At 63.5% G+C, this 19,525-nt stretch carries 20 protein-coding genes; 13 read left to right on the top strand and 7 right to left on the bottom strand.

All coding sequences use genetic code 11. The annotated features are described in order from the left end of the window. Positions 1-87 precede the first annotated feature (87 nt). Positions 88-2,031 carry a cytochrome c/FTR1 family iron permease gene (locus tag DM807_RS11020; protein WP_060514247.1) on the top strand — a complete coding sequence of 648 codons (1,944 nt, stop codon included), beginning with the start codon at positions 88-90 and terminating at the stop codon, positions 2,029-2,031. A gap of 37 nt (positions 2,032-2,068) precedes the next feature. On the opposite strand, the gene DM807_RS11015 is transcribed toward DM807_RS11020, so the two are convergent. Further along, positions 2,069-2,314 (bottom strand): TIGR02647 family protein, encoded by a 246-nt coding sequence (locus tag DM807_RS11015; RefSeq protein WP_012269989.1) that lies wholly within the window; start codon positions 2,312-2,314, stop codon positions 2,069-2,071. Positions 2,315-2,383: 69 nt separating this feature from the next. Continuing rightward, the gene (locus DM807_RS11010) at positions 2,384-2,683 is read right to left on the bottom strand and encodes a hypothetical protein (RefSeq protein WP_012269990.1); all 300 of its coding nucleotides are present in this window, start codon (positions 2,681-2,683) and stop codon (positions 2,384-2,386) included. 148 nt (positions 2,684-2,831) lie between these two features. Here DM807_RS11010 and DM807_RS11005 point away from each other — a divergent pair, with 148 nt between their 5' ends. Next, entirely contained in the window at positions 2,832-3,494 is a 663-nt protein-coding gene (locus DM807_RS11005) for a glutathione S-transferase (protein ID WP_179027377.1), read from the top strand. A 33-nt stretch (positions 3,495-3,527) separates the two neighbouring features. Here DM807_RS11005 and argH read toward each other — a convergent pair whose 3' ends face one another. After that, positions 3,528-4,922, bottom strand: coding sequence for an argininosuccinate lyase (gene argH / locus DM807_RS11000; protein WP_012269992.1), 1,395 nt, complete (start codon positions 4,920-4,922; stop codon positions 3,528-3,530). A gap of 296 nt (positions 4,923-5,218) precedes the next feature. Between argH and DM807_RS10995 the strand changes: the two genes are divergently transcribed. From DM807_RS10995 to DM807_RS10970, 7 genes are all read left to right on the top strand, one after another. Then, complete coding sequence (locus DM807_RS10995) at positions 5,219-5,962, top strand: LytR/AlgR family response regulator transcription factor (RefSeq protein WP_012269993.1); 744 nt, start codon at positions 5,219-5,221, stop codon at positions 5,960-5,962. Between the two features lie 175 nt (positions 5,963-6,137). After that, on the top strand, positions 6,138-7,079 hold the full coding sequence (gene hemC, locus DM807_RS10990) for a hydroxymethylbilane synthase (protein ID WP_179027376.1): 942 nt from the start codon (positions 6,138-6,140) through the stop codon (positions 7,077-7,079). Beyond that, complete coding sequence (locus tag DM807_RS27680) at positions 7,076-7,843, top strand: uroporphyrinogen-III synthase (protein ID WP_012269995.1); 768 nt, start codon at positions 7,076-7,078, stop codon at positions 7,841-7,843. Before hemC ends, DM807_RS27680 begins: the two co-directional genes overlap by 4 nt. A 45-nt stretch (positions 7,844-7,888) precedes the next feature. Then, a complete protein-coding gene (locus DM807_RS27675; protein WP_012269996.1) occupies positions 7,889-8,989 on the top strand; it encodes a uroporphyrinogen-III C-methyltransferase in 1,101 nt (366 codons plus the stop codon). After that, positions 8,986-10,224, top strand: a complete 1,239-nt coding sequence (locus DM807_RS10980) for a heme biosynthesis protein HemY (protein WP_012269997.1) — start codon at positions 8,986-8,988, stop codon at positions 10,222-10,224. The genes DM807_RS27675 and DM807_RS10980 overlap by 4 nt, the downstream gene beginning before the upstream one ends. Before the next feature lie 221 nt (positions 10,225-10,445). Then, positions 10,446-10,952, top strand: a complete 507-nt coding sequence (locus DM807_RS10975) for a disulfide bond formation protein B (RefSeq protein ID WP_012269998.1) — start codon at positions 10,446-10,448, stop codon at positions 10,950-10,952. Positions 10,953-11,183: 231 nt separating this feature from the next. After that, positions 11,184-11,654, top strand: a complete 471-nt coding sequence (locus tag DM807_RS10970; protein ID WP_012269999.1) for an Rsd/AlgQ family anti-sigma factor — start codon at positions 11,184-11,186, stop codon at positions 11,652-11,654. 9 nt (positions 11,655-11,663) lie between these two features. Here DM807_RS10970 and DM807_RS10965 read toward each other — a convergent pair whose 3' ends face one another. Further along, on the bottom strand, positions 11,664-12,302 hold the full coding sequence (locus DM807_RS10965) for an FKBP-type peptidyl-prolyl cis-trans isomerase (RefSeq protein ID WP_012270000.1): 639 nt from the start codon (positions 12,300-12,302) through the stop codon (positions 11,664-11,666). Between the two features lie 178 nt (positions 12,303-12,480). On the opposite strand from DM807_RS10965, the gene DM807_RS10960 reads away from it, so the two are divergent. After that, positions 12,481-13,548, top strand: a complete 1,068-nt coding sequence (locus tag DM807_RS10960) for an AlgP family protein (RefSeq protein WP_179027375.1) — start codon at positions 12,481-12,483, stop codon at positions 13,546-13,548. Here the strand turns inward: DM807_RS10960 and DM807_RS10955 are convergent. Then, complete coding sequence (locus DM807_RS10955) at positions 13,524-14,006, bottom strand: TIGR02444 family protein (RefSeq protein WP_179027374.1); 483 nt, start codon at positions 14,004-14,006, stop codon at positions 13,524-13,526. The genes DM807_RS10960 and DM807_RS10955 overlap by 25 nt on opposite strands. Positions 14,007-14,056: 50 nt before the next feature. Here DM807_RS10955 and DM807_RS10950 point away from each other — a divergent pair, with 50 nt between their 5' ends. From DM807_RS10950 to DM807_RS10940, 3 genes are all read left to right on the top strand, one after another. Next, complete coding sequence (locus DM807_RS10950; RefSeq protein ID WP_179027373.1) at positions 14,057-15,967, top strand: ATP-binding cassette domain-containing protein; 1,911 nt, start codon at positions 14,057-14,059, stop codon at positions 15,965-15,967. Beyond that, the gene (locus DM807_RS10945; RefSeq protein ID WP_012270004.1) at positions 15,967-16,554 is read left to right on the top strand and encodes a mechanosensitive ion channel family protein; all 588 of its coding nucleotides are present in this window, start codon (positions 15,967-15,969) and stop codon (positions 16,552-16,554) included. The genes DM807_RS10950 and DM807_RS10945 overlap by 1 nt, the downstream gene beginning before the upstream one ends. 134 nt (positions 16,555-16,688) lie before the next feature. Next, positions 16,689-17,321, top strand: coding sequence for a LysE family transporter (locus DM807_RS10940; RefSeq protein WP_179027372.1), 633 nt, complete (start codon positions 16,689-16,691; stop codon positions 17,319-17,321). Positions 17,322-17,392: 71 nt separating this feature from the next. Here the strand turns inward: DM807_RS10940 and DM807_RS10935 are convergent, their stop codons facing one another. Both DM807_RS10935 and DM807_RS10930 read right to left on the bottom strand, forming a co-directional pair. Next, positions 17,393-18,148 (bottom strand): slipin family protein, encoded by a 756-nt coding sequence (locus DM807_RS10935; RefSeq protein WP_179027371.1) that lies wholly within the window; start codon positions 18,146-18,148, stop codon positions 17,393-17,395. A gap of 2 nt (positions 18,149-18,150) precedes the next feature. Then, on the bottom strand, positions 18,151-19,494 hold the full coding sequence (locus DM807_RS10930) for an NfeD family protein (protein WP_060493604.1): 1,344 nt from the start codon (positions 19,492-19,494) through the stop codon (positions 18,151-18,153). Positions 19,495-19,525 lie beyond the last annotated feature (31 nt).

The following is a 19,525-nucleotide window of genomic DNA, read 5'->3' as shown; positions in this document are numbered from 1 at the left end:
GTTCATGCCCCACTTCATCTGATTTGTACCAAGATTTTTCATGAAATCCGCCCTGCACCCTTGAGGGAAGCCAAGTCGGAGTGAACAATGTTCTCTTTCGCATTCCCTTCGAGACTGGCCATGAATACCCGTTCCCGTCTGCTCACCTGGCTGCCGGCTCTATTGCTTGGCCCGGTGCTGGCGCTGTGTAGCACCTTGGCGCTGGCCGAGTCGCCCGCCGAGGCCGCAAAAGCCTTGCACCTGCTGGACTACATTGGCGCCGATTACCCACCGACCGTTCAAGAAGGCAAGGTGATCGACGAGGGTGAATACCGCGAGCAACAGGAGTTTGGCGCGGTATTGGGCGACCTGGTCAAAGGCCTTCCCGCAAATGCCGAGCAAGCGGCACTGGAGCAGGGCGTCCAGGCATTGCGCCAGGCCATCGATCAGCGCCAAGAGGGCACAGCGGTCGCCAAGCAGGCCCGCCAGCTGGGCGCGCGCCTGGCTGTAGCCTACGAGGTCAGTCAGGCCCCGGTGATCACCCCGGACCCTGCCCGTGGCGCGGCGCTGTATGCGCAAAACTGCGCCATCTGCCACGGTGACACGGGGGCTGGCGACGGACCGGCTGGCGTGGGCCTGGAGCCTGCCCCAGCCAACTTGCGTGATGCGGCACGCCTCGACCAGTTGAGCTTGTTCGACCTGTACAACACACTGGCCCTGGGCATCGACGGCACCGAAATGCCGTCCTTTGCCGACCAGTTGGACGACCGCCAGCGCTGGGATGTGGCCGCTTATATCGCCAGCTTCACCGCCAAGCCAGAAGCTGGCAAAGGTGACAAGACCTGGAACATCGCCGACCTGGCCCGCCAGACCCCGGCTGAGGTCGCTGCCAATGAAGGCGCGGCGGTGCTGGAAGCATTCCGCGCGCAGCGTGCCCAGCCGCCGCAGGTCAAACGTGGCCCGGCGCAACTGCTCGAATACACCGCCAGCACGCTGGACAAGAGCCTGGCGGCCTACCGCGCAGGTGACCATGACCAGGCCTATGACCTGTCGGTGGCGGCCTACCTGGAAGGTTTCGAGTTGGTGGAAAGCTCACTGGACAATATCGACACCCAGGCGCGCAAGGACACCGAAAAATCCCTCATGGCCTACCGCCAATCGCTGCAGGACGGGTTGCCCGTGGCTCAGGCCGAGCAACGGCTGGCCGAAGCCAGGCGCAAGCTGGACCAGGCCGCCAAGCTGTTGGGCAGCGATGGCCTGAGCTGGTCGCTTAGCTATATCTCCGGTTTGCTGATCCTGTTGCGCGAAGGGCTGGAAGCGATTCTGGTGCTGGCGGCGATCCTGGCCTTCCTGCGTAACACCGGGCAGCAGTCGGCGGTACGCAGCGTCAACATAGGCTGGGGCCTGGCGCTGGTTGCCGGCTTCGCCACCTGGGCGCTGGCGGCCTATGTGATCGATGTGGGTGGGGCTCAGCGCGAGCTGCTGGAAGGCTGCACGGCCTTGTTCGCTGCGGTGATGGTGTTGTGGCTAGGGGTATGGATGCACGACCGTCGACACGCCGCTGCCTGGCAGAACTACATCAAGAGCAGCCTGGTTAGCGGCGGCGGGCGTTTCGGCTTCGCCCTGCTGGCGTTTTTCTCGGTGTACCGCGAACTGTTCGAAGTGATCCTGTTCTACGAAACCCTGTGGTTGCAGGCAGGCCCTGCTGGGCATCAGGCTGTGCTGGCGGGTGGCGCCACGGCACTGGTGCTGTTGGTGGGCTTGGCTTGGGTGATTCTGCGTGGCTCTGCGAAGCTGCCGCTTTCGCTGTTCTTCAGCATCAACGCCGCGCTGCTGTGCGCGCTGTCGGTGGTGTTCGCCGGGCATGGCGTGAAGGCGCTGCAAGAGGCCGGGGTGCTGGGCACACGACCGGTAGCGTTCTTCGAGTTCGACTGGTTGGGGATTCATGCCGACGCCTACTCGTTGTCGGCGCAGGCGGTGGCCTTGCTGGCCATCGTGTTCCTGTACGGGCGTTCGCGTCTGGCGGAAAAGCGCAGGGCAACTGCAAACTGAGCGAGGGGCTGCATGGCAGCCCCTTTTCAATCTCGGCTCAGGCCGGCTGTGGCGCCTTGAGAATGTTCTGCAGCAATTGCACGCTTTCAACGGCGTCATGACCCAGGCTGGTCAGGTAGCCGCCATCAGGTTGATCGGTCAGCCCCTTTTCATGCAGGCGTTGCGCTGCCGCGATCAGGGCAGGGGCGGCGGTACTGTTAATCTTGATGCCTTCCTGGCTGCTGTCGTGTTTGAACAGCGCGAGTACTTCCAGTTCGTCGATCAGATCGGGGGTAAAAGGCATGGCAGCTCCTGACTTCCAGACAAGGATGGCGGCACCGTCAGCGGTGCCTGATCTTCGAGTGTAGTCGGGTTATTCGTCCTCGCCTTGATCCATCTCAGGCGGCAGCTCCGGCAGCGCCCGCAAAGCGTTTTCATACCACTCGCCGTTGAACGCGCGGTCCTCTACCAGCATGTTGTCGATCTCGAAGGCCAGCACATGGGCCATCAGGTTGAGAATGTCTTCACGCTCATAGCCGACCAGGGTCAGCTTGTTGTAAGTGGCTTTGGCCGCTGGCGGTTCGCCGCTTTCGATCTGGTTTTCGATGGCCTGGGTCAGCGTTGCCTCGGCGAAGGCTTCGTCGTCATTGTCGAGGTCGGTGGGCTCGCTCATGGCGGTACTCCTGTGATGGGATACGACAGTGTGCCACGCCCGTGGCGGCAATGCCTGGGCATTGATGGGGTGCATGACGCTAGTCAGGGGCGGGCGTACGGTCTATAAAAGCCGGGCCAACCCCTTACGGCCTGGAGGCTGTTACCTCATGCTCAAGCTTTATGGATTCTCGGTCAGCAACTACTACAACATGGTCAAACTGGCCCTGCTGGAAAAAGGCCTGCCCTTCGAGGAAGTCACATTCTATGGCGGCCAGGCGCCACAGGCACTGAAAGTGAGCCCACGTGGCAAGGTGCCGGTGCTTGAAACCGAACATGGCTTCCTCAGCGAAACCAGTGTGATCCTCGACTACATCGAGCAGACCCAGGGGGGCAAGGCGCTGTTGCCGGCCGACCCATTCGGGCAGGCCAAGGTGCGTGAGCTACGCAAGGAAATCGAGTTGTATATCGAACTGCCGGCACGAACCTGCTATGCCGAGGCGTTCTTTGGCATGTCGGTGGAGCCACTGATCAAGGAGAAAGCCCGTGCCGACCTGCTGGCTGGCTTTGCCACCCTCAAACGCAATGGGCGATTCGCACCTTATGTAGCGGGTGAGCAACTGACGCTGGCAGACCTGATGTTCTGCTTCTCGGTCGACCTGGCGTATGCCGTGGGCAAGAAGGTGCTGAACATCGACTTCCTGGCGGACTTCCCGCAGGCCAAGGCGTTGCTGCAGCTGATGAACGAGAACCCGCACATGGCGCGGGTCGTGGCGGACAAAGAGGCGGCGATGCCGGCCTTCATGGAGATGATTCGTAGCGGTAAACGCTAACGGCCGGGGCCGCAAAGCGGCCCCAGGCTCTGATCAGCGCGAAGCCAGCAGCGCCTTGCCGCGAACCACCGCCGCACGCACTTGCGCCGGCGCCGTACCACCAATGTGGTTACGGGCATTCACCGAGCCTTCCAGAGTGAGCACGGCAAACACGTCTTGCTCGATCTGGTCGCTGAACTGGCGCAGTTCGTCCAGGCTCATCTCGGCCAGGTCCTTGCCGGTGTCCACACCATACTTCACCGCGTGGCCAACGATTTCGTGGCAGTCACGGAACGGCAGGCCACGGCGTACCAGGTAGTCGGCCAGGTCGGTGGCGGTGGAGAAGCCGCGCAGGGCCGCTTCACGCATGATGGCGTGCTTGGGCTTGATCGCCGGGATCATGTCGGCAAAGGCACGCAGCGAGTCGCGCAGGGTGTCGGCGGCGTCGAACAGCGGTTCCTTGTCTTCCTGGTTGTCCTTGTTGTAGGCCAACGGCTGGCCTTTCATCAGGGTCAGCAGGCCGGTCAAAGCGCCAAACACGCGGCCGGTCTTGCCGCGCACCAGCTCTGGCACGTCCGGGTTCTTTTTCTGCGGCATGATCGAGCTGCCGGTGCAGAAGCGGTCGGGCAGGTCGATGAACTGGAACTGCGCGCTGGTCCACAGCACCAGCTCTTCGGAGAAGCGCGACAGGTGCATCATCGCCACGCTGGCAGCAGCGCAGAATTCGATGGCGAAGTCACGGTCCGACACGCCGTCCAGCGAGTTGCCGGCCACGGCTTCGAAGCCCAGCAGCTTGCAGGTGAGCTCGCGGTCGATCGGGTAGGTGGTGCCAGCCAACGCCGCGCTGCCCAGTGGCATGCGATTGGCGCGCTTGCGGCAGTCGACCAGGCGCTCGTAGTCGCGGCTGAGCATTTCGAACCAGGCCAGCAGGTGGTGGCCGAAGGTGACCGGCTGCGCGGTTTGCAGGTGAGTGAAGCCGGGCATGATGGTTTCGGCTTCGCGCTCGGCCTGCTCCAGCAGGCCCTGCTGCAGGCGGGTTATTTCGGCCAGGATCAGGTCGATTTCGTCGCGCAGCCACAGGCGGATGTCGGTGGCCACCTGGTCGTTGCGGCTACGGCCTGTGTGCAGCTTCTTACCGGTGATGCCGATGCGGTCAGTCAGGCGTGCTTCGATGTTCATGTGCACGTCTTCGAGGTCGACGCGCCAGTCGAAGTTACCGGCTTCGATCTCGCCCTGGATGGTTTTCAGGCCATCGATGATGGTGTCGCGCTCGGCATCGCTGAGCACGCCGACCTGCGCCAGCATGGTGGCATGGGCGATCGAACCCATGATGTCGTGGCGGTACAGGCGCTTGTCGAAATCGACCGAGGCGGTGAAACGGGCGACGAAGGCGTCGACGGGCTCACTGAAGCGGCCGCCCCAGGACTGATTGGTCTTGTCGGTGCTCATGGATTCACTCATTGCAGGCGTGAACGAAAAAGTGGCGCCGATAATAGCAGGGTTGGGCTGGCTGCCGCAGGGCGCCGGTCGAGAGAAATGCCCGGAAAATGGCAGAGAAGGATTTTAAGGAATGAACGGCAGTGTTCCACGGACCGTCTACAGTTGGACAAGGGACTGGCGGTGAATCTGCCGTCCGAGTGAATCTTTGGCCATCGCACCGGTCTAGAGCGTGACCGCAGTGTCGCTCGAACCACACCTGTCTACGCTATACCTGTGCGAGACTCATTCAGGAATCCAGCGCAATTATGAATGTCCTGATCGTTGATGACGAACCCCAAGGCCGTGAACGCCTCACCCGGCTGCTCGGCGAACTGGAGGGTTACACCGTGCTGGAGCCCAGCGCCACCAACGGCGAGGAGGCCCTGGCGCTGATCGAAAGCCTCAAGCCCGATGTGGTCCTGCTGGACATCGGCATGCCAGGCCTGGATGGCCTGCAGGTCGCCGCTCGCCTGTGCGAACGCGAGGCGCCGCCGGCGGTGGTGTTTTGCACCGGGGACGATGAATACGGTGCCGAGGCATTCAAGGACAGTACCCTCAGCCATGTGACCAAGCCTTTCCAGCCCCAGGCGTTGCGCGATGCCTTGCGCAAGGCCGAAAAACCCAACCGTGCCCAATTGGCGGCGCTTACCCGGCCAGCCAACGAAGGTGGTGGCCCACGCAGCCACATCAGTGCCCGTACACGTAAAGGCATCGAATTGATCCCTATACCCCAGGTGATCTATTTCATCGCCGACCACAAGTACGTGACCTTGCGCCACGAAGCCGGGGAAGTACTGCTCGATGAGCCACTCAAGGCCCTGGAAGACGAGTTTGGCGAACGCTTCGTGCGCATCCACCGCAATGCGTTGGTCGCCCGCGAGCGCATCGAACGCCTGCAGCGCACCCCGCTGGGGCACTTTCAGCTGTACCTGAAAGGCCTGGACGGCGACGCCCTGACCGTCAGCCGCCGGCATGTGGCTGGGGTGCGCAAGATGATGCAGACGCTCTGAGGCCGTCTGCGCAAACCTGTGGCCTGGTTCTGCCCTTGTGGGAGCGGCCTTGTGTCGCGAAAGGGCCGCAAGGCCGCTTTCACACAAAGCCGCACATGACCTGTTGATCCGTATCTGCAAGCGATACCGGCGATGCTGTTATCATCGGTGGTATTTCTCTGGATCGGGGCGTTCCATGTCCACTCGCGAAATCCGCATTGCCACCCGTAAAAGTGCCTTGGCCCTGTGGCAGGCCGAATACGTCAAAGCCCGTCTCGAGCAGGCTCACCCGGGTCTGCTGGTGACCCTGGTGCCCATGGTCAGCCGTGGTGACAAGCTACTCGACGCGCCGCTGGCGAAAATCGGCGGCAAAGGCCTGTTCGTCAAGGAGCTGGAAACCGCCCTGCTGGACAACGAAGCCGACATCGCCGTGCATTCGATGAAGGACGTGCCCATGGACTTCCCCGAAGGCCTGGGCCTGTACTGCATCTGCGAGCGTGAAGACCCGCGTGACGCCTTCGTTTCCAATACGTTCGACAGCCTCGAAGCACTACCTGCCGGCAGCATCGTCGGCACCTCCAGCCTGCGCCGCCAGGCCCAGCTGCTGGCGCGCCGGCCAGACCTGCAAATCCGCTTTCTGCGGGGCAACGTCAACACCCGCCTGGCCAAGCTGGATGCCGGCGAGTACGACGCCATCATCCTCGCCGCCGCAGGCCTGATCCGTCTGGGCTTCGAAGACCGCATCACCTCCACCATCAGCGTCGATGACAGCCTGCCGGCTGGCGGCCAGGGCGCCGTGGGTATCGAGTGCCGCAGTGCCGACGTTGAGACTCATGCATTGCTGGCGCCACTGCACCATGCCGATACCGCCGACCGGGTGGTGGCCGAACGTGCCCTGAACAAGCACCTGAATGGCGGCTGCCAGGTGCCGATCGCCTGCTATGCGGTGCTTGAAGGCGACCAGCTGTGGCTGCGTGGCCTGGTCGGCCAGCCGAGTGGCGGAACGCTGCTGGTGGCCGATGCCCGCGCCCCTCGCACTGCTGCCGAAACCTTGGGCGTACAGGTAGCCGAGGACTTACTGAGCCAGGGCGCCGAGGCCATCCTCAAGGAAGTCTATGGCGAGGCCGGCCACCCGTGAGCCAATGGCGCCTGTTGCTGACCCGGCCTGCCGAGGACTGCGCGGCACTGGCGCAAAGCCTGGCGGAGGAGGGCGTGGGCAGCAGTTGCCTGCCACTGCTGGCGATTGAGCCCGTTACGTTAGAGACCCCGCAGCGATTGTTACTGGAAGGCCTGCACGGCTTCCAGGCAATCATCGTGGTTAGCAAGCCGGCCGCCCGCCTGTTGCTTGAGCAACTGGCCAAGGCCAGCCTTCAGCCGCCACGCCAAGGCTGGTTCACGGTGGGCGAGGCAACCGCTGCGGTGCTGCAGGGGGCGGGGTTGGAGGTGAGCGCTCCGCCGCGTGGCGATGACAGCGAAGCCTTGCTGGCGCTGCCGGCCCTGCGCCAGGCAGTTGCCGCGCCGGCACCGCGTGTGTTGATCGTTCGCGGCGTCGGAGGTCGCGAACTGCTGGCAGAGCGTCTTGCAGAGCAAGGTGCTAGTGTCGAATATCTGGAACTGTATCGTCGCTGCCTGCCGGTATACCCGGCGGGTACGCTGATGCGCCGCATCGAAGCGGAACGCCTCAATGGCCTGGTGGTCAGCAGTGGGCAGGGTTTTGAACATTTGCAGCAGCTGGCCGGTGCGGATTGGCCGCAGCTGGCACGCCTGCCGCTGTTCGTGCCCAGCCCACGGGTCGCCGAGCAGGCCAGGGCCGCCGGGGCCCAACAGGTTGTGGATTGCCGTGGCGCCAGTGCCACGGCCTTGCTGGCAGCCGTGCAGCGTAGCGCTGCACCTGCCTCTTAAGGCGCTAAGCTGTACGCGATGCGCCCCCATGCAAAGGATGGATACGTGAGCGAGACTGTCTTGTCCAATAACGATCAGCCGTCGGCACAGACGCCGGCGGAACCCGTTACCGCCCCACCTGCCAAGCGCTCCGGCAGTGGCCTGGCAGCGCTGGCCCTGTTGCTTGGCGCGGCCGGGGTGGCGGTAGGTGGCTGGGGTGTCTGGCAGGTGCGTCAACTGCAAGGCAGCGAGTTCAACCAGGGCCAGCACATCGAGGCGCTGACCCAGCGCGCCGAAGCCCTGCAGCAGCGCGAACAGCAGATCAGCGCGCAACTGGCCAGCTTGCCTGCAGCCAGCGAGCTGGAAGACCGCCGACGCCTGGTGGCGCAATTGCAGGGCGACCAGCAGCGCCTCAGCCAGCGCCTGGAAACCGTGCTGGGAGAAAGCCGCAAGGAGTGGCGCCTGGCAGAAGCCGAGCACCTCTTGCGCCTGGCTACCCTGCGCCTTTCGGCCTTGCAGGACATCACCAGTGCCAAAGCCTTGGTCGAAGGCGCCGACGAAATTCTGCGCGAGCAGAGCGACCCGGGTGCTTTCGCCGCCCGGGAGCAACTGGCACGCAGCCTGGCCACGCTCGGCAGCACCCAGCAACCGGACCGTACTGGCCTGTTCCTGAAACTGGCAGCACAGCGTGAGCTGGTACAGCAGCTAAGCGCCCAGTCGCCCGAATTCGACACCAATGCCGATGCGCTTGGCGCCCTGACCGCCGATGGTGATGGTGCCAGCCGGCTGTCGCAGTGGTGGGCAGAAATTTCCAAGTACTTCCAGATCGACTTCAACGCCGATGAAAACGTGCGGCCACTGCTGGCCGGGCAGCAGCTGAACCAGCTGCGCCTGGCCCTGAGCCTGACCATCGAACAGGCCCAGTGGGCGGCGCTCAATGGTGACGCCAAGGTCTACACACAGGCGCTGGATGATGCCCGCAGCGTGCTGCTGGCGAACTTCAACGCCGACAACCCGCAAAGCAAGGCCATGCTCGACAGCCTCAATGCGTTGGCCGATCAGCCCGTGTCCGTGGTTACCCCCGACCTCAGCGAAAGCCTGGCGGCAGTGCAGGCCTACATTCAGCGGCGTCATCTGCCGGCCGAGGCTGAAGGGGGCAAGCCATGAAGCGTGTCTACCTGCTGGCCGTGCTGGCAATCGTGGTTGCCGCCGCGCTGGGCATCGCAGTCGCCAAGCACAGCGGTTACGTGCTGATTTCCTATGGTGGTTTCCGCTATCAATCGGGGCTGTGGGCGGCCCTGGCCGGCTTGCTGGCCGTGGTCGCGCTGTTGTGGCTGTTGCGCTACCTGGTCGGCCTGGTGCTGACCTCCAGCGGTGTGGTCAACCCGTGGTCGCGGCGTAACCGCAGCCGGCGCATCCGCGTGGCCATCGAGCAGGGCCAGCTCGATCTCGCCGAGGGTCGCTGGGCCAGCGCTCAGCGTCACCTGCACCGCGCCGCCGAGGCCGAGCGCCAACCGCTGCTGTATTACCTCGGTGCCGCGCGTGCTGCCAACGAGCAAGGCCGCACCGAAGACAGCGACAACCTGCTGGAGCGTGCCTTGGAGCGCCAGCCGCAAGCGGAACTGGCCATTGCCCTGACCCATGCCCAGTTGCAAATGGACCGTGGTGAAACCGATGGGGCTCTGGAAACCCTGCTGGCCATGCAGGAGCGCCACCCGCACAACAGCCAGGTGTTGCGCCTGCTGCAACGCCTGTACCTGGAGCGCGGCGACTGGTCCGCACTGATCCGCCTGCTGCCCGACCTGCGCAAGGGCAAGGTGTTGCCGCCCGCCGAGCTGGCCGCCCTGGAGCAGCGTGCCTGGGGCCAGAACCTGAGCCTGGCCACCACCCGTGGCGAGGACGCGCAAACTGCACGTCAGGCCCTGGAGCGCGCCTGGCAACAGCTGACCGCAGCCCAGCGCCAAGAGCCACAGCTGGTATTGGCGTACGCCGAGCAATTGCGCCAGGTAGGTGCCCAGAGCGAGGCCGAGCACGTGCTGCGCACTGCCCTCAAGCGCGAATACGAAAGCCACCTGGCCCGCCTTTATGGCTTGGTGCGCGGTGATGATCCGGCGCGTCAGCTGCAAACCGCAGAAGGTTGGCTCAAGGCCCACCCGCAAGACGCCAGCCTGCTGCTGACCTTGGGCCGTCTGAGCCTGCAGAACCGCCTGTGGGGCAAGGCGCGTGATTACCTGGAAAGCAGCCTGCGCATGGAGCGCAACCCCGAGGCCTGTGCCGAGCTGGCTCGCTTGCTCGCGGGGCTGGGCGAGACCGAGCGCAGCAACCAGCTGTTCCAGGAGGGCCTTGGCCTGCTGGACGAACGCCTGCTGGCGCTGCCTTTGCCCGAAGGCGTACGCGCCTGACCCACCCCAAGGCCCGCGCCAAGGTGCGGGCTTCGGGAGCGGGTAATTTATCGATTGCTGTCAGTTAGATCCGTAGTCCACTCCTTCCGGCGCTTCCCACTCCATCGCTGGAAATTTCCTACGCGATTCAGCGACTTGTCGCTGCTGTCGTGCCTTGAAACAAAGCGTGTCTTTCCTCTACCGTTTCAAACCACAACATCTCCCCGGGACTTACCCAGCCCATGCTTCCGGCCCATTTGCGCACCCTTTTTCTTCCTGCCTGCCTGGCTGCAATGGCGGTACTGGTTGTTTCATTCCACCTGGAAAATACACTGGGGTTGGTGCCTTGCCCCTTGTGCTTCAGCCAGCGGTTACTGCTTGGCCTTTACGCGCTGCTGTGCCTCGCGGCGGTGCTGCAGGCACCGGGCACGCGGGGCACCCTTCGTTATGCGCGGGTGGCGCTGGGCTGCTCGCTGGCCGGCGCGGTGCTGGCCGCGCGGCATGTCTGGTTGCAGGGTGCTCATGGGGTCATCCATATGTGCCCGGCGCCGATCGGGCGGGTGTTCGAGCACTCCTGGGCCGAGGCGGCGCGGCAACTGTTGCTGGGGGGGCCCGATTGCAGCTCGCTTACCTGGAGCTTTCTCGACCTGACACTGCCGGAGTGGAGCCTGTTGGCCTTCCTGCTGCTGGCGGTGCTGCCCTTGAGTTGCCTGCTGGCGTATCGTTTCCGCACCCTGGCAAGAACATGACCTGGCGCAAGGTTGCGCCATTAGCGCGACCAATGGCGATATAACAGTGTATTAAACACTTGTATGAACTTTGTGTGCTGCGTACCTTGAAGGCCAGCACGCGCGGGAATAATCTCCCAGCACGCATACCGAAAACACAACTGCTCGATGCCGTCCTGCTGATGACACCTTTGTGCTGCGCGGTCGTGGTGCGAGGTGCAGCGGCATCTACCCAGAAGGGAAGAGATCGCCATGCTCGATAGTTGTCAGAACGCCCAGGAACGCTGGGGTGGGGTTCACAAGCTGATCGACCGTTGGCTGGAGGAGCGCCAGGAACTGGTGCAGGCTTTTCGCGCCCTGCGCGATGTGAAGCCAGCCTTTGCCGACAAGGACACCAACGGGGACTTTTGCGCGCTCCTGGTCGATTACGTTTCGGCGTGGCACTTCGAAGTCTGCGAGCAATTGGCCAGCGAGGCCAAGGCTTTCGGGGACGAGAAGGCGCTGAAGCTGGCCGAAGAAATCAACCCACGGATCAACGACAGCACACAGATCGCACTGGCCTTCAATGACCATTGCGCCAAGGGTGAGTGCAAGGACACCGAGCGCTTTGCCGAAAAGCTGGCCAAGTTGGGCGGGCTGTTGCATGAGCGCTTCGAACTTGAAGATTGCCTGATCGAGGTGCTGCACAACGCGCACAAGGAAGAAGGCGCGGTGCAGGCCTGAAGGTTGGCGTCAGTCGCCAACCGCCAGCAGTTCGATCTCGAACACCAGGGGGGTGTAGGGGGCAATCAAATCACCCGCCCCCTCGGCGCCATAGGCTTGCGCTGAAGGAATCACCAGGCGCCATTTGGCGCCCGCGTGCATCTTCGGCAAGGCCACCTGCCAGCCCTCGATTACAGAATCCAGGTTGAACCACTGGGGCGTTTGGTTCTGGTCGAACACCGAACCATCAGGCAACCTGCCCACATAACGCACCTGCACCTTGCCGCCTGCTTTTGGCTGCGCACCCGTACCTGCTTGCAGTTCGCTGTAGAGCACACCTTCCGCTAGTTCGTGTACCCCGTAACGCCCACGCTCGTTGGCCATGAAGCGTGTTTCTGCGGCCTGCAGCTTTTGCACCGAGGCGTCACCTTCCTGCGCTTCATGCTGCTGGAGCACCGCTTGCATGCGTGCCTTGTCGAGCTTGAGGGGTTGCCCCTGATAGGACTGCTTCAGGCCTTCGACCAGTGCATCCAGCTGCAAGCCCGGCATCTCCTGACGCAGCCGCTCACCCAGGCTGGCGCCCAGGCTGTAGGCCAGGTCATGGTCGTCGCTGTCGGCCAAGGCGATGGGGGCCAGCAGGCATAAACCTAAAACAAGATATCGAGGCAACGCCGGACTCCCAAATACCAGCAGTGATTAATTCAGCAACTACACTTTCACGCAGCTGCAAGATAACAACTTTGCCCAGGCATGCAACGCGGCGTAAATATTACGGTCAACATGCCCTAGCGGCGGTAGCAGCAGAAGCATAGTATGAGCCGCAATCTCGTCAGCCAGGAGGTAAACCATGTCGGCCAAAAAGAAGCCAGTAAGTACGCCGTTACACCTGCTCCAGCAACTTTCGGGCAGCTTGCTCGAACACTTGGAAGAAGCCTGCTCGCAAGCGCTGGCTGATGCGGAAAAACTGTTGGCCAAGTTGGAAAAACAGCGTGGCAAGGCGCAGGAAAAACTGCACAACGGTCGCCTGAAACTGCAAGACGCGGCCAAGGCGGGTAAAGCCAAGGCGCAAACCAAGGCGCAAAAAGCCATTGGCGAACTTGAACAGTTGCTCGACGCCCTCAAGGAACGTCAAACCCAGACTCGTTCTTACATTCAGCAACTCAAGCGCGACGCCCAGGACAGCCTCAAACTGGCCCAAGGTGTAGGTAAAGTTCGCGAGGCCGCAGCCAAGGCTCTTGACCTGCGTGCTACCAAACCTGCGGCCAAGCCCGCTGCCAAAGCGACTACTGCTGCCAAACCTGCGGCCAAGCCAGCCGTCAAAGCGACTGCTGCTGCGAAACCTGCAGCCAAGCCCGCCGCCAAAGCGACCGCTGCTGCGAAACCCGCAGCCAAGCCCGCCGCCAAAGCGACCGCCGCTGCTAAACCTGCAGCCAAGCCAGCCGCCAAAGCGACCGCCGCTGCTAAACCTGCAGCCAAGCCCGCCGCCAAAGCGACGGCTGCCGCCAAACCTGCAGCCAAGCCAGCCGCCAAAGCGACCGCTGCCGCCAAACCTGCAGCCAAGCCCGCCGCCAAAGCGACCGCTGCTGCCAAACCTGCAGCCAAACCCGCCGCCAAAGCGACCGCTGCCGCCAAACCTGCAGCCAAGCCAGCTGCCAAAGTGACTGCTGCTGCCAAACCTGCAGCCAAGCCCGCCGCCAAAGCCCCAGCTGCCAAGCCAGCTACCGCCAAGGCACCTGCACGCACAGCCACCAAGCCAGCCGCCAAGCCTGTTGCCAGCAAGCCAGCCGAAGCCAAACCCGCTACGCCAGCCGGCAGCACCCCGGCCGTTACAACCAACTCGGCGACCCCGGCCACTTCGGCAGCCGCGTCGACACCCGCCAGCACCCCGGCTCAGGCACCGTCTTCGGCGTCCTGAAGCGCAGCCGCCGCGACGCGCAGTTGATCCAGCGCGTCGTGGTGCCGGGCAGGGGCCGGCGTCAGCCGGGCCAGCCAGTCGTCCGAGGGCTCATGGGAGCCCCCGGGCCACTGTCGCGAGCGTTCCTGCAAGCGCTCCAGCAACGTTTTTTCTGCCTGCAACTCCAACCCCTTCACCTGCTCACGCAACGCAGCCAGTTGCGCATCATGCGACGCTGCCGCCCGCCATTGTTGGCGCAGGCTGCGTAACGGGGCCACCACTTCACGCTGCCAGGGCTCGACAACTTCCTGCAGCGCTTGCGCGCGCTCGTCCAGCATGACCACGCCACGTGCCTGCAGCCAGGTTGCGCACAACAGCAGGCAGACATCGCCACCTTGCGCTTGCAGCTCAAGGCACGCGGCTTCCACGCCGGGCCTGGCATACAGGGCCAGGGCGTAACTCCACAGGTCGTTGTGCATGGTTCCACTCGCGCTATGGGCCGAGGAAGCTGGTAGACTCCGCGACCATCATGATCAGACTATCCAACCTCACTTTACAGCGTGGTCCGCAGCGCTTGCTAGAAGGCGCCGAGATGACCCTGCACGCCGGTCACAAGGCCGGCCTGATCGGCGCCAACGGCGCCGGAAAATCCAGCCTGTTCGCCCTGCTGCGCGGTGAGCTGTCGCCCGATGCCGGTGACTGCCAACTGCCCGGTGACTGGCGCATCGCCCATATGCGCCAGGAGGTCGACACCCTCGACCGCCTGGCCGTGGACTATGTGCTCGACGGCGACGTGCGCCTGCGCAAGGTCCAAGCCGAACTGGCCGCGGCCGAGCAGGCCCACGACGGCACCGCCCTGGCGCGCCTGCACAGTGAACTGGAAAGCGCCGACGGCTACACCGCCGACGCCCGCGCGCGCAAGTTGCTGGCCGGCCTGGGCTTCACCAACGAACAGATGGACCGCCGCGTCGGCGACTTCTCCGGTGGCTGGCGGATGCGCCTGAACCTGGCCCAGGCACTGATGTGCCCGTCCGACCTGCTGTTGCTCGACGAACCCACCAACCACCTCGACCTGGACGCCATCCTGTGGCTGGAAGACTGGCTCAAGGGCTACCCCGGCACGCTGTTGCTGATCTCCCACGACCTTGACTTCCTCGATGCCGTGGTCGACCATGTGTTGCACGTCGAGCAGCGCAAGCTGAACCTGTACAAAGGCGGCTACACCGCCTTCGAGCGCACCCGTGCCGAACGCCTGGCGCAGCAGCAGCAGGCCTACGAAAAGCAGCAGGCGCAGCGCGCGCACATGGAAAAGTACATCGCCCGCTTCAAGGCTCAGGCCACCAAGGCCCGCCAGGCGCAAAGCCGGATCAAGGCCCTTGAGCGCATGGAGGAGTTGTCGGCGGCGCATGTCGATTCGCCGTTCGACTTTGTCTTCCGCGAATCGCAGAAAATTTCCAGCCCGTTGCTGAGCCTGTCCGAAGGCTGCCTTGGCTATGGCGACAAGGCCATCCTTGAAAAGGTCAAGCTGCAGCTCACCCCGGGTGCTCGTATTGGTCTGCTCGGCCCCAACGGCGCCGGCAAGTCCACCCTGATCAAGAACCTCGCCGGTGAGTTGGAGCCTTTGTCGGGCCGTTTGGTCCGTGGCGAAAACCTCGCGGTAGGCTACTTCGCCCAGCACCAGCTGGACTCGCTGGATGACAAGGCCAGCCCGCTGCTGCACCTGCAGCGCATCGCCCCCACCGAGCGTGAGCAGACCCTGCGCGACTTCCTTGGCGGCTTCGACTTCCATGGCGCCCGTTGCGACGAGCCAGTGGTGAACTTCTCCGGTGGTGAAAAGGCCCGCCTGGCGTTGGCGCTGATCGCCTGGGAGCGGCCAAACCTGCTGCTGCTTGACGAACCGACCAACCACCTCGACCTGGAAATGCGCCTGGCGCTGACCATGGCCCTGCAGGAGTTTGCCGGTGCCGTGGTGGTGGTGTCCCACGACCGGCATTTGCTCAAGAGCACCACCGACGACTTCCTGCTGGTGGCCGACGGCAAGGTCGATACCTTCGACGGTGACCTGGAAGATTACAGCCGCTGGCTGGTTGAGTACCGCCAGCGCAGCGCGCCGGCCAGTACCGCCCCGGTCAACCCGGACAAGACCGACAAGAAAGCCCAGCGTCAGGCTGCCGCAGCCTTGCGCCAGCAACTGGCACCGCACAAGAAGGCAGCCGACAAGCTGGAAACCGAGCTCAACCAGGTGCACGTGCAACTGGCCGAGATCGAGACCGCGCTGGGTGATGGTGGCCTCTACGAAGCGGCGCGCAAGGACGAATTGCGTGACCTGCTGGCGCGCCAGACCAAGCTCAAGCAACGCGAAGGTGAGCTGGAAGAGGCCTGGATGGAAGCGCTGGAAACCCTCGAAAGCATGCAGGCCGAGCTCGAGGCGTTGTCCTGATGGAAGAACTGCGGTCGCTGCTGCCAGGACAATGGATGGACACCTTCTGGCTGGGCTTGCAGATTCTGTTGATCCTGGTGGCAGCCTTCCTCCTGCAGCGCATCGTTGCTCGCGGGTTGAGCCGCCTGGGCCAGCGTTACCCGCTGCCGCCAGAACTGCTGGTCCCGGTGCGTGGCGGCCTGCGCTGGCTGATAATGGGCAGCGCACTGCTGTTCGTGCTGGAGCGCCTGGGTGTTTCGGCGACCGTGCTGTGGACGGCATTGTCCGGCTTTGTCGCGGTGGCGGCGGTGGCGTTTTTCGCCATGTGGAGCGTGCTGTCCAACCTGCTGTGCGCGGTGCTGATCTTCACGGTCGGGCCGTTTCGCATCGGTGATGTGGTCGAACTGGTCGACACCCTGGACAAGCCGGGCGTGAAAGGCCGGGTGATCGCCATCAACCTGCTGTTTACCACCCTGCTGGAAATGCCCGAAGCGGGTGGGGCCTTGGTGCAGGTGCCCAATAGCCAGTTCTTCCAGAAGTCGGTGCGGCGCTGGCGCGGGGCTGAGGTGCAGACGATGCACAAAGAGCCGGCTGGCGAAGCGGACTGAACCTGTACTTGTGGAGCGGGCTTGCCCGCGAAGAGGCCGGTACAGGCGATAGAAATCCATCAAAAATCGCTGGTTATTTTTTCACCAAAACCTTAGCTTAACGTTTTGCAACAAATGTTCGAGCGAGGTGTGTGATGTCGATGGAAGTATGGTTGGGCTTCTTTGCCGCCTGTTGGGTGATCAGCCTTTCACCCGGTGCCGGGGCGATTGCCTCGATGTCCAGTGGCCTGCAATATGGTTTCTGGCGTGGTTACTGGAATGCCCTGGGCCTGCAGCTAGGCCTGATCCTGCAGATCGCCATCATCGCTGCCGGCGTCGGTGCCATCCTGGCTGCCTCGGCCACGGCGTTTCAGGTCATCAAATGGTTTGGCGTCGCCTACCTGGTGTACCTGGCGTACAAGCAGTGGCGTGCCTTGCCGATGGACATGACCGATGAATCCGGCGTGCGCCCGATCGGCAAACCGCTGAGCCTGGTCTTGCGTGGCTTCTTGGTCAACGTCAGCAACCCCAAGGCGCTGGTTTTCATGCTGGCGGTGCTGCCGCAGTTCCTCAACCCGCATGCGCCGCTGCTGCCGCAGTATGTGGCGATCACCGTGACCATGGTCACTGTGGACATGCTGGTGATGGCCGGGTACACCGGGTTGGCTTCGCGTGTGTTGCGCTTGCTGCGTACGCCTAAACAGCAGAAGCGTTTGAACCGGACTTTTGCCGGGTTGTTCATTGGGGCGGCGACCTTCCTGGCGACCCTGCGCCGCGCACCTCTCTGATCGGGCCACGGGGGCTGCTTTGCAGCCCATCGCGACACAAGGCCGCTCCTACAGGAATTGCATAGCGGCCTTTATTGTTTCTGCTTGTCTACCAGCCCCGTCAGCAAGTCCACCGGCATCGGGAAGACAATGGTCGAGGTCCTGTCCCCCGCAATCGCCCCCAGCGTCTGCATATAGCGCAACTGCATCGCCCCAGGCTCCTTGCCCAACATCTGTGCTGCCTGCATCAACTTCTCCGACGCCTGCAATTCCCCCTCGGCATGGATCACCTTGGCCCGCCGTTCGCGTTCGGCCTCGGCCTGCCGGGCGATGGCGCGGACCATCGATTCGTTGAGGTCGACGTGCTTGATCTCGACATTGGCCACCTTGATGCCCCAGGCGTCTGTCTGAGCATCCAGCACCTGACGGATGTCCAGGTTCAACTGCTCGCGCTCGGCCAGTAGCTCATCCAATTCATGTTTGCCCAGTACCGCACGCAGTGTGGTCTGGGCCAACTGGCTGGTCGCTACCAAAAAGTCCTCGACCTGGATGATCGCTTTCTGGGGGTCGAGCACGCGAAAGTACAACACCGCGTTGACCTTGACCGAGACGTTGTCGCGGGTGATCACGTCCTGCGGCGGCACATCCAGCACCACCGTGCGCAGGTCGACCCGCACCATTTGCTGGATCACCGGGATCAGCAGGATCAGCCCCGGCCCCTTGACCTGCCAGAAGCGCCCCAGCTGGAACACTACACCGCGTTCGTATTCGCGCAGGATGCGAAACGCCGACAGCAACAGCATCACCAGCACGATCAGCACGGCGCCGAAACCCATTTGCATGAACATGGTCATTCTCCTTGCGCGGCGGCGGCAGCGCTCACTTGCAGCATGACGCCATGGCGCGCGGTTACCCGCACGTTCTGGCCGGCTTGCAGCACTGTTGCGCACTGCGCTTGCCATTGCTCGCCCTGGGCCAGCACAAGGCCACAGAACGGATTGTCTGGCATTACCTGGGTAACGGTGACCAGGCTGCCGACCAGGCCGGCGTCCCCGCTGACCAGTGCCCGTCGGCGGGCCTTGAGGGCCATGCCTAGTACGCCGCCGATCAGTAATGCCGAGAGCAGTGCCAGGGTGCCGATCAAGGCCAGCGGGATGCCAAAACCGGGGGCGTCTGTATCGATCAGGATCAATGCGCCGACCACGAAGGCAACGATGCCGCCAAAGCCGACCACGCCGAAACTGGGCAAGAAGGCTTCGGCGATCATGAAGGCAATGCCGAGCAGGATAAGTGCCACGCCGGCGAAACTCACCGGCAATAGCTGCAGGGCGTACAGCGCCATCAGCAGGCAGACGCCGCCGACTACGCCGCCCACCGCAGAGCCAGGGTTCATGAATTCGAACAGCAGGCCGTACACGCCAATCATGATCAGGATCAGCGCCACGCTGGGATTGGTGATCACCGCCAGTACCCGTGTGCGCCAGTCCGGCAGGTGTTCGACCAGGCTTGCGTCTGTGGTGTGCAGTTGCTGAGGCTGGCCGGCGACCATGAACGTTTTGCCGTCGAGTTTGCGCAACAGGTCGGGCAGGTCATCGGCAACCTGGTCGATCACGTTCAGCCGCAACGCCTCGCTGGCCGACAGGCTGACGGCCTCGCGCACAGCCTTCTCCGCCCACTCGGCATTGCGCCCTCGCAGCTGGGCAAGGCCGCGGATGTAGGCCGCGGCATCATTGACCTGCTTGCGTGCCAGGGTTTCCTCTTCGCCATTTTTGCCCTTGTCGTCCTTGCCCGGGCCTGGCGGACCGCCGATTTGCACCGGTGTGGCGGCGCCCAGGTTGGTGCCAGGAGCCATCGCGGCGACGTGGCTGGCGTAGAGAATGTAGGTACCCGCGCTGGCGGCTCGGGCTCCACTGGGTGCGACGTAGGTGGCAACTGGCACGGGGCTGGCGAGAATCGCCTTGATCATCTGGCGCATGGCGCTGTCCAGCCCGCCAGGGGTATCCATGCGGATAACCACCAGTTGCGCGCGCTGCGCCTGAGCCTGAGCGAGGCTGCGCACCAGGTAGTCGGCGCTGGCCGGGCCGATGGCGTCATCGATGCCCAGCACCCACACTGCACCAGGCGCTGCCTGGCCACCTGGCGTGATGCCAAGCAACAACAGCAGCAACACCCAGCACCAGCTGCGGGCGATCACCTGTCGTCACCTCGTTTGCCTGTATTACACA

The organism is Pseudomonas hunanensis (assembly GCF_013393325.1).
GTDB classification, from domain to species: Bacteria; Pseudomonadota; Gammaproteobacteria; order Pseudomonadales; family Pseudomonadaceae; genus Aquipseudomonas; species Aquipseudomonas putida_P.
This window is presented reverse-complemented; position numbering and strand designations above follow the sequence as displayed.